Source organism: Achromobacter veterisilvae (assembly GCF_037619525.1).
GTDB lineage: Bacteria > Pseudomonadota > Gammaproteobacteria > Burkholderiales > Burkholderiaceae_B > Achromobacter > Achromobacter veterisilvae.
In genome coordinates this window covers 1564177-1578141 of record NZ_CP148753.1, presented here as the reverse complement: position 1 = coordinate 1578141, position 13965 = coordinate 1564177, and the positions used below count along the sequence as shown (strand labels likewise).

Genomic DNA, 13965 nt, shown 5'->3' with positions numbered 1-13965 from the left:
TCAGGCGCCCCGCTTTGCGCCGGCCGTGGCCAGGCGGGTTTGGAGCGCGGCCGCCGAACGGGCCAGGGCCTCGGTGCGGGCGTTCAGTTCGGCCAGGTCCAGGCGCCACTGTTCCAGCGCGGGCCGGCCCGCCAGCACGCCGCTTTCCTCCGACAGGTATTCCGACACGTTGCCGGCCAGGCGCTGGCCGGCCGTGCGCGCGCCGCCGGCCACGGCGCGGACGCCGCCCGCGATGCGCAGCGCGGCGATGTCGCCCACCACGCGGGCCAGCGCGTCCTCGGGGTCCCAGCGCAACTGCCGGGACAGGTCGGCGACGACCTGGGCCAGGGCGGCATCGCCGGAGATATGCGTGGCCTCGGCGAAATCCGGCGCGTCGCGGTCTGCGCCCAGGCGCGGCACCGGCAGCTTCTCGGGCGCGACCGTCAGGGTCACGTCGGGCACCACCGCCGCATCGGCCTGCGCCGCCAGCCCTTCGCTGTCGATGGCCAGGCCCAGGCTGAAGCCGCCGAGCGCGAAGCGCACCGTCTTGCCGGCATGCCGCGACAGGCGTTCGCGCGCCCAGTCCTCGCGCCGCAACAGGGCGTTGAGCGCGCTAACAGCCAACCGCGAGGGAGTGGGCAGGAACGAAAAAGGCAGCATGGCGGTCTGCAACGGCCCAATGGGCGGAGTTGCCGGAATTGATGGGTAAATCGGGAGTGTAACGGGTTAGATGAGAGCGTGTTTTGCGCAGGCACATGGAAAAACCGGCCCCTAGTGGGGCCGGCTCAAGCGGATGCCTTGCGGCACCCCAACGGAGGGCGGTTCTGCCCGGTCCGCCAGCTTTAGCTGGCGTAGTCCACCGGGATCTGCTGGATGCCGGCCAGCAACCAGCCGCCGGAGGCCGGCTTGAAGAGGTTCCAGACTTCCTCGAAGCGGAAAGCCTCGGTGCCCGGCGCCTCGCGCAGCATGCCGGAGAAGCGGACGCTGGCCAGGTGGCCGTCGGACACCGTTTCGATGCCCAGGAGTTCCGCGTTCAACAGCACGACTTCGGTCTTGTTGGGCGCCTCGCCGCGCTCGGCCAGTTGCGGCTTGAGTTCGATGATCAGGTCGTCGGTCAGGAAGTCGCGCAGGCGGTCGGTGCTGCCGCTGTCCCAGACTGCCTGGATGCGCACGAACTGTTCCTTGGCCTGCTTCAGGAAGTTGGGCGTATCGAAATCGCCCGGCACGAACCAGTTGTTGTCCTCGCCAGCCTTGGGCAGCACGGCCGGCGCGGCTGCGGCTGCGGGGGCCGCGGCGGGAGCGGGAGCGGCCGCCGGCTGCAGCGCCTGGCGCCACATCGGTTGCTGCTGCTGGCCCGCGGGCGCGTTGTTCGCGCCGCCGAAAGCGCCCTGCGTGGCAGTGCGCGGCGCGGCGCCGCGCAGGCGGCGGACGATGAACATGATGGCGAAGACGACCAGGCCGATCAGCAGCGCGGACGACAGGAATTCGGCGAAAGCGCCCGACAGGCCCATGCTGGACAGCAGCGCGGCGATGCCCAGGCCGGCGGCGATGCCGGCGATGGGGCCGAGCCAGCGCGAAGCGCCGCTCTTGGCGGCCGCGCCCGCTGCGCCGGCCGTCGCGGCGCCGGCAGCCGCCGGCGCCGCCGTGGCGCCAGCCGTATTGTTGGCCGCGGCCGGAGGCGTGGTGGCCTGGCGCTGCTGGGTCACATTGGAGGATTGCCGGCCGATGCTGGCGCCGCCGCCGGCGCGCCGGGCTTCGGCGTCGAACGACGCCGTCACCAGCGCCGCGCCGGAAATGGCGATGAGCGCCGCGGCGACAAACCGCGAAAGACAGAATTTGGACATAAGTTTTGCTCCCTCGTACTCGTACTCGCGCCCCCTGCTACCCCGAGCAGCAGGGAGCCCCGCGGATCGCGGGGCCGTGGTCGCGACTTTTCTTACAATAATCTGAATGACGTAAGAATAACGGACAAGACGCCGGCCCACAAGTTCCGCAAGGGGCGGCGAAATATCCCGCGGGCCCGGGCGGTCAGCCCAACCGCACGCCTTCGTGCAAGGCGGCGATGCCGGCAGTCAGGTTGAAATACTGCACCCGCTCCAGGCCGGCCGTGCGCAGCATGTCGGCCAGGGTTTCCTGGTCGGGATGCATGCGGATCGATTCGGCCAGGTAACGGTAGCTGGCCTCGTCCTTGGCGATCTTCTTGCCCAGCCAGGGCAGCACATTGAAGGAATACCAGTCGTAGGCCGGCGCCAGCGGCTTGGCGACGCGGGAGAATTCCAGCACCAGCAGCTTGCCGCCCGGCTTGAGCACCCGGGTCATTTCCGCCAGGGCGCGGTCCTTGTGGGTCATGTTGCGCAGGCCGAAGGCCACGCTGACGCGGTCGAAATAGCCCGAGGGAAAGGGCAGCCGTTCGGCGTCGCACACCGCGGCGGGGACCAGCAGGCCGGCGTCGGTCAGGCGGTCGCGGCCCACGCGCAGCATGGAATCGTTGATGTCGGTAAGCCAGACCTCGCCGGTGGGCCCGGCCCGCTTGGCGAAGGCTTTCGCCAGGTCGCCCGTGCCGCCGGCGATGTCCAGCACCTTCATGCCGGGGCGGATGGCCGCGCGGCCGATGGTGAAGGCCTTCCAGACGCGGTGCAGGCCCGCCGACATGAAATCGTTCATGACGTCGTAGCGCTGCGCGACCGAATGGAAGACTTCCGCGACCTTGCGGGCTTTTTCGCTTTCCGGCACCGACTGGAAGCCGAAATGGGTGGATGGCGACGCGGAATCCGCGGAATGTTGCGATTCGGAGGGGTTTTGCATGGTGAATTCCCGATATATCGTCCAATGGTAGCCTATCGGCCCCCGGGCCGAGGCCCGCGGACGCCTCCGGCGGCCCCCCGCGGTCACATACCTGAAATATTGCGGCCATACTATCGCAATGTTCGCGCCGCGCCGGCGCTCAGAAGTGTGCCCAATCCGCCATGTCCAGCACCATCCTCGTCGTCGAAGACGAACCCGCCATCCAGGAACTGATCGCCGTCAACCTGTCCTTCGCCGGGCACAAGGTGCTGCGCGCCTTCGACGCCGACCAGGCCCAGACCCTGATCCGCGCCGAACTCCCCGACCTGATCCTGCTGGACTGGATGCTGCCTGGCACCTCCGGCCTCGCCATGGCGCGCAAGCTGCGCAACGACGAACGCACCCGGGCCGTCCCGGTCATCATGCTGACCGCCAAGGGCTCGGAACAGGACAAGGTGGACGGCCTGGAAGCCGGCGCCGACGACTACATTACCAAGCCGTTCTCGCCCAAGGAGCTGATGGCCCGCATCAAGGCCGTGCTGCGCCGCCGCGCGCCCCAGCTCACCGACGACGTGATCGACGTGGGCGGCCTGAAGCTGGATCCGGTGACGCATCGCCTGTCGGGCAACAGCCAGTCGCTGCAGATCGGCCCCACCGAATTCCGCCTGCTGCACTTCTTCATGACCCACCCCGAGCGGGTGTTCTCCCGTTCGCAGTTGCTGGACCAGGTCTGGGGCGACCACGTCTTCGTGGAAGAACGCACGGTCGACGTCCACATCCGCCGCCTGCGCAAGGCGCTGGAGCCCAGCGGCCATGACGCGCACGTGGAAACGGTCCGCGGCAGCGGCTACCGGTTTACCGCCCAGCTCCCGACGCGGTAAAACTGCCGCACCATGATCTGGCTGCGCACCCTTTTCCTGATCGCCCTGTGGGCGGTCGCGGCGTCCATCGCCCAATGGCTCATTGGAGATCCGGCGGGCTGGATCCTGTTCAGCGCCGCGCTGTCCGCCATGCTGGTCTGGCGCAGTTGGCGGCTGCACCTCGTCTCCCGCTGGGCCAACAACCCCGACTCCTCCCCGCCCGCCTCCGTCGGCCCCTGGGACGACATCCTCGCCCCGCTGTACCGCTACACCCGGGCCCGCGCCCGCGAACTGGACGAAACCCGGGACACCATGCACGGCATGCTGGCGGCCGCCCAGGCGCTGCCCGACGGCGCGGTGACCCTGAACGAGGATTTCCAGATCGACTGGTGCAACCGCATGGCGCGCCAGCACCTGGGGCTGCGCCTTCCGGCCGACCGGGGCCATAACCTGCTGAACCTCCTGCGCGCTCCGGAATTCGTGGAATATGCGCACCGCCCGTCCTGGCCCGACCCCATCCTGGTGCGCCTGGGCCAGAACGGCCAGGAACGGCTGATGATGATGCAGTTGACGGCCTACGCCAGCAACCAGCGCCTGCTGATCACCCGCGACGTCACCCAGATCGAGCGCTTGGAAACCACCCGCCGCGATTTCGTCGCCAACGTGTCGCACGAACTGCGCACCCCCCTGACGGTGCTGGCGGGCTTCCTGGAAACGCTGCGCGACATGCCGTCGGACGCCCTGCCGGCCGAGCAGCGCGAACAGTACATCGACATGATGCACGAGCAGGCCCAGCGCATGCAGGCCATCGTGGAAGACCTGCTGACCCTGTCCACGCTGGAATCGTCGCCCGGCACCGACCCGCGCGCCGTCAACATCAGCGCCCTGCTGCAGAAGGCGCGCCAGCAGGTCGAGGCGCTGTCGGGCGGCCGCCACGTGCTGGAGTGGCACATCGACGAATCCCTGGACGTGCTGGGCGCGGAAACCGAGCTGGCCTCGGCCCTGTCCAACCTGCTGACCAACGCGGTGCGGTACACGCCCGACGGCGGCACCATCACCGTGCGCTGGGCGCGCGAAGAGGACGGCGGCGCGCGCTACAGCGTGCAGGACACCGGCATCGGCATCCCCGCCCGCCACCTGCCCCGCCTGACCGAACGCTTCTACCGCGTGGACCGCGGCCGCTCGCGCGCCGTGGGCGGCACCGGCCTGGGGCTGGCGATCACCAAGCACATCGCCATGCGACACGACGCCGAACTGCTGATTACGAGCGAGCAGGGCAAGGGCAGCGTATTCGCCCTGCGCTTTCCGCCCGATCGCGTCGCGGTCGAAACCACCGTCTGACCCCGCTGCGCCCATCCGCGCCGATCGCGCGGCGCGGATGGTAAATTTTCGGCCATGCGCATCCTGGTCATCGAAGACGAACCCAAACTGGCCGACTACCTCAAAAAGGGGCTGTCGGAGCAAAGCCACGTCGTGGACCTCGCCCGCGACGGCGTGAACGGCCTGCACCTGGCGCTGGAAGGCGCCTACGACCTGATCGTGCTGGACGTGATGCTGCCGGGCGTGGACGGGTTCGGCGTCCTGGCCGCCGTGCGCGCGCAGAAAGACACCCCGATCCTGATGCTGACGGCGCGCGACGCCGTGGAAGACCGCGTGCGCGGGCTGGAGGGCGGCGCCGACGACTACCTGGTCAAGCCCTTCGCCTTCTCGGAGTTCCTGGCGCGCGTGCAGGCGCTGCTGCGGCGCGGGCGCTCGCAGGAACCCACGGTGCTGCGGCTGGCCGACCTGGAACTGGACCTGGCGCGGCGCCGCGCCCAGCGGGCTGGGCGGCGGCTGGACCTGACCGCCAAGGAATTCAGCCTGCTGGCGCTGCTGCTGCGCCGCCAGGGCCAGGTGCTGTCGCGCACGACGCTGGCGGAACAGGTCTGGGACATGAACTTCGACAGCGACACCAACGTCATCGACGTCGCCGTGCGGCGGCTGCGCGGCAAGCTGGACGACCCCTACGACACCAAATTGCTGCACACGGTGCGCGGCATGGGCTACGTGCTGGAATCGCGCCCCGCGGACGGCCGCCCCGCGGATGGCCGCCCCGCATGAAAAAGCCGCCGCGCATGCGCTCCATGCAGGCGCGCCTGACCTTGCTGCTGGGCGCCATCGCGCTGCTGGTGTCCAGCCTGGCGGGCGCCACCCTGTTCTGGGCGCTCAAGCGCGAGGTCGAGCGCCAGGAAATCACCGAGGTCAGCGGCAAGCTGGAACTGATCGACCACCTGATCGACATGCAGAACAGCGCCAGCGGCCTGCAGGACCTGGCCGCCACTTTCGACGAGATGCGGGCGGGCCAGGGCCAATTGGGGATCTGGATCCTGGACGCCCAGGGCAAAGTGGTCTACGGCGGCGCCGCCCCCGAAACGCTGGAAACGCTGCCGGACAGGCAGGTCGTGTTGCAGGCCCCGGACGGCGGCCGCATGCGCGGGCTGCGCGTGGACATGAACGACCGCATCCTGCCTGGCGCGCAGTTGACCGTGGCCGTCAGCACCCGCAGCAGTTCGCAGTTCCTGTATGCCTATGGCACCGCGCTGGCGCTGATCTGCGCGCTGTGGGTGGGCGCGACGGTGGTGCTGGCCGCCTGGGCCGTGCGCCGCAGCATGGCGCCGGCGCGCAGGCTGTCCGAACAGGCGGCCCGCATCCAGCCCGACAACCTGTCGCGGCGCCTGCCGCTGGAAGACACCGACCGCGAACTGCACGAACTGGTGCGGTCCTTCAACCGGACCCTGGAGCGGCTGCAAGAGGCCTACCAGCAGATGGAGGGCTTCAACGCCGACGTGGCGCACGAACTGCGCACGCCGCTGGCCACGCTGATCAACGGCGCGCAGGTCATGCTGTCGTCGCCGCGCAGCGGCGATGAACTGCGCGACGCGCTGGAATCCAACCTGGAAGAACTGGAAGACCTGAAGACCCTGGTCAACGACATGCTGTTCCTGGCCCGCGCCGACCGCGGCGAACGGGCGGCGGACCTCAAGCCGGTATCGCTGGCCGCCGAAGCGCTGCGCGTGGCGGAATACTACGAGGCCACCCTGGAGGAACACGGGGTCTCCCTGCGCTGCGAGGGAGACGCCGCCGTCGCCGCCAACCCGGGGCTGGTGCGCCGCGCGCTGGCCAACCTGATCTCCAACGCCATCAAGGCCACGCCCCGCGGCGGCGAAATCGTGCTGTCGTGCTCGGCGTCGCCGGCCGGCGCCCGGGTGGAAGCGCGCAACCCCGGCCCCCCCATCCCCGCCGCCGACCTGCCCCGCATCTTCGACCGCTTCTTCCGCTCGGGCCAGGCGCGCGCGCCGCGCAGCGAAGGCCACGGGCTGGGCCTGGCCATCGTGCGCGCCATCGCCCGCATGCACGGCGGCGAAGTGGACGCCGCGTCGGACGCCCGCGGCACCGTCGTCGGCATCACCCTGCGCGGGCCGGACGGCCACGCCGCGGCGGCCGACATTACAAAAATGTAATCCGGGCGACAGGATAGGGTCACCGCCGTTTTCCTACAGTGCCATCACCGTCCCCACCATCGAGGATCCGCGTGAAAGGCCTTCTGCTCCGCACCACCCAAGCCGCCTTCCTGGCCCTGACGCTAGGCGCGGGCGCCGCGCATGCCGCCGGCAGCCATGGCGACCACGCCGGCCACGCCGCGCCGGCCGCCTCGGCCCCCATCGGCAAGCCGGGCGACCCGGCCCGCGTCACCCGCAGCATCGACGTCGACATGACCGACGCCATGCGCTTCACGCCCGCCCGCATCGAGGTCAAGGCGGGCGAGACCGTGCGCCTGAACGTGCGGAATTCCGGCAGGATCCGGCACGAACTGGTGCTGGGCACCGACGCCGACCTCAAGGCGCACTACGACATGATGATGAAGGACCCGGGCATGCGCCACGAGGAAGCCAATGCCGTGTCGCTGGAAGGCGGCGGGAGCGGCCAGATCGTCTGGCGCTTCGACAAGGCCGGCACGGTGTCCTTCGGCTGCCTGGAGCCCGGCCACTACACCGCCGGCATGAAGGGCGCGGTGTCGGTGCAGTGAGCGCCGCCGCCCGAACGGATCCGACATGACAGTCTCCCTTCCCCTTTCCCGCCGGCGCTTCGTGCAGGGCCTGGCCGGCGGCGGCGCGCTGGCCGCGCTGGGCAACTGGCGCGCCGCGCTGGCCGCCCCCGCCGCGGCCGCGGAATTGCGCGGCACCGAATTCCATCTGGAGATCGGCGAAACCCCCGTGAATTTCACGGGCGCGGCCCGCATCGGCACCACGGTGAACGGGCGGCTGCCCGCCCCGGTGCTGCGCTGGCGCGAAGGCGACACGGTGACCCTGCACGTCACCAACCGCCTGCGCGAACAGACCTCCATCCACTGGCACGGCATCCTGCTGCCCACCGACATGGACGGCGTGCCGGGGCTGAGCTTTCCCGGCATCGATCCGGGGCAGACCTTCACCTACCGCTTCGACGTGCGCCAGAGCGGCACGTACTGGTACCACAGCCACTCCGGCTTCCAGGAACAGACCGGCCTGTACGGCGCGATCGTCATCGACCCGCGCCGCCGCGATCCCATCGCTTCCGACCGCGACTACACGGTGCTGCTGTCCGACTGGACGGACGAAGATCCCATGCGGCTCTTCAACAAGCTGAAGATCATGCCGGACTACTACAACCGCATCCAGCCCAGCGTCGAGAGCCTGCGCGCCGAGGCCCGCGACAAGGGCTGGAGCGCCGCGCTGTCGGAACGGCTGATGTGGGAACAAATGCGCATGAATCCGTCGGACCTGGCGGACGTGTCCGGCGCCACGTATACCTTCCTCACCAACGGCGCCACGCCGGCCGGAAACTGGACGGGCCTGTTCCGGCCGGGCGAACGCGTGCGCCTGCGCTTCATCAACGGTTCCGCGATGACGTACTTCGACGTCCGCATCCCCGGGCTGAAGATGACGGTGGTGGCCGCGGACGGGCAGGACGTGCGCCCCGTGGACGTGGACGAGTTCCGCATCGGCGTGGCCGAAACCTATGACGTCATCGTCGAGCCCCTGGACGAGCGCGCCTACACCATTTTCTCGCAGGCCATGGACCGCTCGGGCTACGCGCGCGCCACGCTGGCGCCGCGCGCGGGCATGCAGGCCGAGGTTCCCGCGCTGGACCGCGTGCAGTTGCTGGGCATGATGGACATGGGCATGGCGCACGGCATGGGCGGCGGCGGCCATGGCGCCATGCCGGGCATGGACCACGGCGACCACGGCGCCGGCGCGGGGCAAGGCGGCATGGTGGAGGTCGAACACCCCTATCCGGCCGAGCGCGGCGTGGGCAATTCCATGCTGCCCGGCGTGGTGTCGACCCGGCTGGACGATCCCGGCGTGGGCCTGCGCGGCAACGGCCGCCGCGTGCTGACCTACGCCGACCTGCGGTCCCTGCGCGAACCCGAGGACGACCGCGCGCCGTCCCGCGAGATCGAGCTGCACCTGACCGGGACCATGGAGCGCTATATGTGGTCCTTCAACGGCGTGAAGTTCTCGGACGCCAGGCCCATCGTGCTGCGCTACGGCGAACGCGTGCGCTTCGTCCTGGTCAACGACACGATGATGACGCATCCCATCCACCTGCACGGGCTGTGGAGCGACCTGGAATCGCCGGACGGCGCCTTCCAGGTGCGCAAGCACACTATCTCCCTCAACCCGGCGCAGCGGCTGAGCTACCGCGTCAGCGCGGACGCGCGCGGAAACTGGGCCTACCACTGCCACCTGCTGTACCACATGGAGGCCGGCATGTTCAGAGCGGTCGTGGTGGAGTAAACGATGAAACCGATGAATCGCCACACCCGGCGGTTGCGCGCCTGCGCGCTGGCCGCGGCGCTGTCCGCCCCCGCCGCCTGGGCCCAGCCGGCCGCGATGGACCATGGTTCCATGCCTGGAATGGACCACGGCTCGATGGACCATGGATCGATGGACCACGCGATGGAGGATGGCGCGCGGGCCGCCCCGCCCATCGGCAGCCTGCCGTCCAGCGACGGCGCGGGCGAACGCGGCTACGACAGCTACGGCATCCATCCGCACATGATGGACAACGCGCCCACTTGGCAGGTGCTGTTCGACAGGTTCGGCGTCTTGCGCAACCGCGATGGGCGGAACGCGCTGGACTGGGACGGGCGCTTCTGGTTCGGCACCGCCACCGACCGCCTGCTGGTCAAGAGCGAGGGCGAACGCGAGAACGGCGAAGGATCGGACGGCAAGGTCGAAGCGTTCTGGAGCCATGCCGTCTCGCCCTTCTGGGACCTGCAACTGGGCGCGCGCCGGGACATCGGCGCCGGCCCCAAGCGCAACTGGGCGGCCATCGGCGTCGAAGGCGTCCTGCCCTACAACATCGAACTCGAAGCCACCGGCTACGCGGGCTCGTCCGGCCGCACGGCGCTGGCGCTGAAGGCCGAATACGACCTGCTGCTGACGCAGCGCCTGATCTTCACGCCGGAGCTGGAAGCCAGCCTCTACGGCAAGGACGACCCGGAACGCGGCATCGGCTCCGGCCTGTCGGACGGATCGCTGTCGCTGCGGCTGCGCTACGAGGTCACCCGCGAGTTCGCGCCCTATATTGGCGTATCCTTTGAACGCAAGTTCGGCCAGACCGCCCGCTACGCGTCGGACGCCGGCGCCAGCCGGTCCCAGACCGCCATCATGGCGGGCGTGCGGTTCTGGTTCTGAACCGTATGTCCACGTCCCCAGCACGGAGCATCATGAACGTCCCTCGCCTTACGCGCCGCCTGGCCCTCGCCGCGGCCCTGTGCCTGCCCGCCCTTGCCGCCGCGCAGGCGCCCACCCGGGTCGAAGTCTGGAAAACGCCCACTTGCGGCTGCTGCGAGGACTGGATCCAGCACATGCGCGACAACGGATTCGCCGTCACCGCGCACGACGTCCAGGACACCGGCCCGATCCGCCGCAACGCCGGGATGGCGGACTACGGCTCCTGCCACACCGCGGCCGTGGAAGGCTACGCCATCGAAGGCCACGTGCCCGCCAGCGACGTGCGCCGGCTGCTGCTGGAAAAGCCCGACGCCGCCGGCCTGGCCGCCCCGGGCATGCCGCTGGGCTCGCCCGGCATGGACGGCCCCGAATACGGCGGCCGCAAGACCCCGCACGACGTGGTGCTGGTGGACAAGCGGGGCGGCGCCCAGGTGTTCCAGTCCTACCGCTGAAACAATTCACCCCCACCGCCCCAATGGCTACTCCTTGCACCGCAGCAAAAATGCGCCACAATAAATAAAACGCATTCCCCACCCCTCCCCTTGGCAGTCATGGCAAAAATCGTCCTGTTCGAGAACATCCATCCGAGCGCCCGCGCCGTCTTCGAAGCCGCCGGCTACACCGACATCGTCACGCACGCCACGGCCTTGCCGCCGGCACAATTGGGCGAAGCCCTGCGCGGCGCGCAGGTGGCCGGGATCCGTTCTCGCACGCACCTGGACGCCAGCCTGCTGTCCGGCAACCCCGACCTGCGCGTCGTGGGCTGCTTCTGCATCGGCACCAACCAGGTCGACCTGGACGCGGCCATGCAGCGCGGCGTCCCGGTATTCAATGCGCCCTTCTCGAATACCCGCTCGGTCGCCGAACTGGTGCTGGGCGAAGCCATCCTGCTGCTGCGCCGGATTCCGGAAAAGAACGCGCGCGTGCACCTGGGCCACTGGGACAAGAGCGCCTCCGGCGCCTTCGAAACCCGCGGCAAGACGCTGGGCATCGTGGGCTACGGCAATATCGGCTCGCAGATCAGCACGCTGGCCGAAAGCCTGGGCATGCGCGTGATCTACCACGACGTCGAGGCCAAGCTGCCGCTGGGCAACGCCCGCCCCGCCGGGACGCTCAACGATCTGCTGGAGCAGGCCGACGTCGTGACCCTGCACGTGCCGGGCGGCAAGTCCACCGAAAAGATCATGAACGCCGCAACCATCGGGCGCATGCGCCGCGGCGCCATTTTGATCAACGCCTCGCGCGGCGCGGTGGTGGACATCGACGCGCTGCACGCCGCCCTGAAATCCGGCCATCTGGCCGGCGCCGCGCTGGACGTGTTCCCCACCGAACCCAAGGGTCCGGACGAACCGCTGGCCAGCCCGCTGATCGGCATGCCCAACGTCATCCTCACCCCGCACATCGGCGGCAGCACGCAGGAATCGCAAGAGAACATCGGCCGCGAAGTCGCCGAAAAGCTGGTGCGCTTCCTGCAGGCGGGCACCACCAAGGGCGCGGTCAACTTCCCCGAACTGCCCTACCTGGAGCAGGCCGGCGACACCCGCATCCTGCACGTGCACCGCAACGCCCCGGGCGCGCTCGGCACGCTGGACAACCTGATGGCGCAGCACGGCCTGAACATCGTCAGCCAGAGCCTGCAGACGAAGGGCCAGGTCGGCTATGTGATCACCGACGTGGAAGGCCAGGTCGACGACCTGGTCATGACGACCTTGCGCAACCATCCCATCACGGTCCGTTGCGACCGGGTGTAAATCTGTTCCGGCATGGCAGAGGGGCCCGCGAAAGCGGGCCCTTTTTGCTGCCGCGCCCATTCCCCGCGCGGGCCCGGCGCTTATCCGCATTGCGCAATGCCGCGGACTTCAGTTATAAACGATAACCATTCCTATCCATCTTGAATTTGGCGTGCCTATCGCGCCTGGGTCCGTCCGATGTCCGCCGCCGATCTCCCCGTGCAGCAAGATCTGCACGCTCTATACAGCGATCATCACGGCTGGCTGCTGGGATGGCTGCGGCGGCGGCTGGGCAACGCCGCGGACGCCGCCGATCTGGCGCACGATGCCTTCCTGCGCCTGATCCTCAGGCCGGCGCCCGAGGGTTTTGCCACCGCGGGGGCCGCGCGGGCCTATCTGCGCACCATGGCGCAAGGGTTGTGCACCGATCTCTGGCGGCGGCGGGAAGTGGAACAGGCCTGGCTGGAAAGCCTCGCGGCCCAGCCTGAAGCCTACGCGCCTTCGCCTGAGCACCAGGCGCTGGTGATCGAGGCCCTGATGGAAGTCGGCGAATGGCTCGGCCGCCTGCCGGAAAAAGTGCGCTCGGCCTTCATCCAGGCCCAGATACATGGGCTGTCCACCCGGGAGATCGCCGACCGGATGGGCGTGTCCCTGCGCATGGTGCAGAAGTACCTGGCCCAGGCCATGCTGCATCTCGCGCTGATCGACGCCGGGCTGGCGCCCTAGCCATGGCGGCGGCACCCCGGCCGGTCCTGGCGGACGACCTCCCCGCGCAAGCGGACTATGAAAGCCTGAAAGTGGCGGCCGAGTGGTATGCGGTCTTGCAGGATGCCGAAACCGGCCCGCGGCAGCGCGCCGCCTGGCAACGCTGGCTGGACGCGCGGCCGGAACATAGCCGGGCCTGGGCGCACGTCGAGGCGGTCAGCCGGCGCTTCGCCCTTTTTCGCGCCGACGGCGAACGCGAAGCCGCCGAGAAAGCGGTACAGGTCGCTTCCCGCCGCGCGCCGTCGCGCCGCCAGGCCGCCGGCCGCGTCCTGGCGCTGGGTGGCGTGGGCATCCTGGGCTGGCTGTCCTGGCGGCTCACCCCCTTGCCCGCCGTCGTCACCGCCTGGCGGTCCGACTATGCCACCGGCATCGGCGAACAGCGCGACATCCTCCTGGCCGACGACACCCGCGTCTGGCTCAACACCCGCAGCGCCATCGATGTCCATTTCAACCAGGATCGCCGCCTGGTGACGCTGGCCAGCGGCGAAATCCTCATCGAAACCGGCAGGGATGCCCGGCAGCGGCCCTTCTTCGTCGATACCCGCTTTGGCCGGCTGCAGGCGCTGGGCACTCGCTTCACCGTCAGGCAGACGGAAGACGATGTCCTGTTGGCGGTCTATGACGGGCAGGTGCGCATCCAGAACCTTGCCGGCCGCGCCGCGGTCGTCCGCGCCGGGGAACAAATGCGTTTCACCGCCGACGGCATCTCCGCGGCCGCCCCGGCCGATCCGGCGCGCGAAGCCTGGTCCCGCGGCGTGATCCTGGCGGAGAACCTGTCCCTCGCCGACCTCATCGCGGAGTTGGGGCGCTATCACGCCGGATATATGGGCGTCGATCCCCGCGTCGCCGGCCTGCGCGTCGTTGGCCGCTATCCGGCCAACGACAGGGACCGCACGCTGGCCATGCTCGAACGGGATCTGCCGATACGCGTCCAGCGCACGCTGCCGTGGTGGGTGACGCTCGAACCCAGGTAAGCGCGCCCGCCGGGCTCCCCGTTTTCGTCCGCGGCCTCGCCCCAGGCCGCCAGTCCTCCAGAAAATCTTCGCACCGCGGTTCGCTTTTCCGCTGCTCGTTCGATTAACAGGGAAA

At 69.4% G+C, this 13965-nt stretch carries 14 protein-coding genes; 11 read left to right on the top strand and 3 right to left on the bottom strand.

Annotated features, from left to right (window positions below; genetic code table 11):
- The 3 genes from WHX56_RS07360 to ubiE all read right to left on the bottom strand — a co-directional run bounded on the left by WHX56_RS07360 (position 1) and on the right by ubiE (position 2784).
- A complete protein-coding gene (locus tag WHX56_RS07360) occupies positions 1 to 639 on the bottom strand; it encodes a ubiquinone biosynthesis accessory factor UbiJ (protein ID WP_287755748.1) in 639 nt (212 codons plus the stop codon).
- Between the two features lie 182 nt (positions 640 to 821).
- Positions 822 to 1823, bottom strand: coding sequence for a Tim44 domain-containing protein (locus WHX56_RS07355; protein WP_129241516.1), 1002 nt, complete (start codon positions 1821 to 1823; stop codon positions 822 to 824).
- Positions 1824 to 2007: 184 nt separating this feature from the next.
- Positions 2008 to 2784, bottom strand: coding sequence for a bifunctional demethylmenaquinone methyltransferase/2-methoxy-6-polyprenyl-1,4-benzoquinol methylase UbiE (gene ubiE / locus WHX56_RS07350; protein WP_062684601.1), 777 nt, complete (start codon positions 2782 to 2784; stop codon positions 2008 to 2010).
- A gap of 161 nt (positions 2785 to 2945) precedes the next feature.
- Here ubiE and phoB point away from each other — a divergent pair, with 161 nt between their 5' ends.
- The 11 genes from phoB (at position 2946) to WHX56_RS07295 (ending at position 13850) form a co-directional block, all read left to right on the top strand.
- Entirely contained in the window at positions 2946 to 3644 is a 699-nt protein-coding gene (gene phoB, locus WHX56_RS07345) for a phosphate regulon transcriptional regulator PhoB (protein ID WP_006227196.1), read from the top strand.
- 12 nt (positions 3645 to 3656) lie between these two features.
- On the top strand, positions 3657 to 4964 hold the full coding sequence (gene phoR, locus WHX56_RS07340; RefSeq protein WP_129241515.1) for a phosphate regulon sensor histidine kinase PhoR: 1308 nt from the start codon (positions 3657 to 3659) through the stop codon (positions 4962 to 4964).
- A gap of 54 nt (positions 4965 to 5018) precedes the next feature.
- Positions 5019 to 5723 (top strand): heavy metal response regulator transcription factor, encoded by a 705-nt coding sequence (locus WHX56_RS07335; RefSeq protein WP_287754898.1) that lies wholly within the window; start codon positions 5019 to 5021, stop codon positions 5721 to 5723.
- Positions 5720 to 7123, top strand: coding sequence for a heavy metal sensor histidine kinase (locus WHX56_RS07330; protein WP_338880877.1), 1404 nt, complete (start codon positions 5720 to 5722; stop codon positions 7121 to 7123). Before WHX56_RS07335 ends, WHX56_RS07330 begins: the two co-directional genes overlap by 4 nt.
- Positions 7124 to 7194: 71 nt before the next feature.
- On the top strand, positions 7195 to 7689 hold the full coding sequence (locus tag WHX56_RS07325; RefSeq protein ID WP_338880876.1) for a cupredoxin family protein: 495 nt from the start codon (positions 7195 to 7197) through the stop codon (positions 7687 to 7689).
- 25 nt (positions 7690 to 7714) lie between these two features.
- Positions 7715 to 9439 (top strand): copper resistance system multicopper oxidase, encoded by a 1725-nt coding sequence (locus WHX56_RS07320; protein ID WP_338880875.1) that lies wholly within the window; start codon positions 7715 to 7717, stop codon positions 9437 to 9439.
- A 3-nt stretch (positions 9440 to 9442) separates the two neighbouring features.
- Positions 9443 to 10342, top strand: a complete 900-nt coding sequence (locus WHX56_RS07315; RefSeq protein ID WP_338880874.1) for a copper resistance protein B — start codon at positions 9443 to 9445, stop codon at positions 10340 to 10342.
- Positions 10343 to 10374: 32 nt separating this feature from the next.
- A complete protein-coding gene (locus tag WHX56_RS07310; RefSeq protein ID WP_129241512.1) occupies positions 10375 to 10833 on the top strand; it encodes a DUF411 domain-containing protein in 459 nt (152 codons plus the stop codon).
- Between the two features lie 99 nt (positions 10834 to 10932).
- Positions 10933 to 12132, top strand: a complete 1200-nt coding sequence (gene serA, locus WHX56_RS07305) for a phosphoglycerate dehydrogenase (protein ID WP_129241511.1) — start codon at positions 10933 to 10935, stop codon at positions 12130 to 12132.
- Positions 12133 to 12309: 177 nt separating this feature from the next.
- The gene (locus WHX56_RS07300) at positions 12310 to 12837 is read left to right on the top strand and encodes a sigma-70 family RNA polymerase sigma factor (protein ID WP_287752113.1); all 528 of its coding nucleotides are present in this window, start codon (positions 12310 to 12312) and stop codon (positions 12835 to 12837) included.
- Positions 12838 to 12839: 2 nt separating this feature from the next.
- A complete protein-coding gene (locus WHX56_RS07295) occupies positions 12840 to 13850 on the top strand; it encodes a FecR domain-containing protein (RefSeq protein WP_338880873.1) in 1011 nt (336 codons plus the stop codon).
- Positions 13851 to 13965: the final 115 nt, after the last annotated feature.

What these genes read in the sequence shown, in the direction of transcription:
- phoR (WP_129241515.1), top strand. Translation starts at nt 3,657, where the DNA reads ATGATCTGGCTGCGCACCCTTTTCCTGATCGCCCTGTGGGCGGTCGCG.
- ubiE (WP_062684601.1), bottom strand. Translation starts at nt 2,784, where the DNA reads ATGCAAAACCCCTCCGAATCGCAACATTCCGCGGATTCCGCGTCGCCA.
- WHX56_RS07295 (WP_338880873.1), top strand. Translation starts at nt 12,840, where the DNA reads ATGGCGGCGGCACCCCGGCCGGTCCTGGCGGACGACCTCCCCGCGCAA.
- WHX56_RS07315 (WP_338880874.1), top strand. Translation starts at nt 9,443, where the DNA reads ATGAAACCGATGAATCGCCACACCCGGCGGTTGCGCGCCTGCGCGCTG.
- WHX56_RS07330 (WP_338880877.1), top strand. Translation starts at nt 5,720, where the DNA reads ATGAAAAAGCCGCCGCGCATGCGCTCCATGCAGGCGCGCCTGACCTTG.
- phoB (WP_006227196.1), top strand. Translation starts at nt 2,946, where the DNA reads ATGTCCAGCACCATCCTCGTCGTCGAAGACGAACCCGCCATCCAGGAA.
- WHX56_RS07360 (WP_287755748.1), bottom strand. Translation starts at nt 639, where the DNA reads ATGCTGCCTTTTTCGTTCCTGCCCACTCCCTCGCGGTTGGCTGTTAGC.
- WHX56_RS07335 (WP_287754898.1), top strand. Translation starts at nt 5,019, where the DNA reads ATGCGCATCCTGGTCATCGAAGACGAACCCAAACTGGCCGACTACCTC.
- WHX56_RS07355 (WP_129241516.1), bottom strand. Translation starts at nt 1,823, where the DNA reads ATGTCCAAATTCTGTCTTTCGCGGTTTGTCGCCGCGGCGCTCATCGCC.
- WHX56_RS07310 (WP_129241512.1), top strand. Translation starts at nt 10,375, where the DNA reads ATGAACGTCCCTCGCCTTACGCGCCGCCTGGCCCTCGCCGCGGCCCTG.
- WHX56_RS07320 (WP_338880875.1), top strand. Translation starts at nt 7,715, where the DNA reads ATGACAGTCTCCCTTCCCCTTTCCCGCCGGCGCTTCGTGCAGGGCCTG.
- WHX56_RS07300 (WP_287752113.1), top strand. Translation starts at nt 12,310, where the DNA reads ATGTCCGCCGCCGATCTCCCCGTGCAGCAAGATCTGCACGCTCTATAC.
- serA (WP_129241511.1), top strand. Translation starts at nt 10,933, where the DNA reads ATGGCAAAAATCGTCCTGTTCGAGAACATCCATCCGAGCGCCCGCGCC.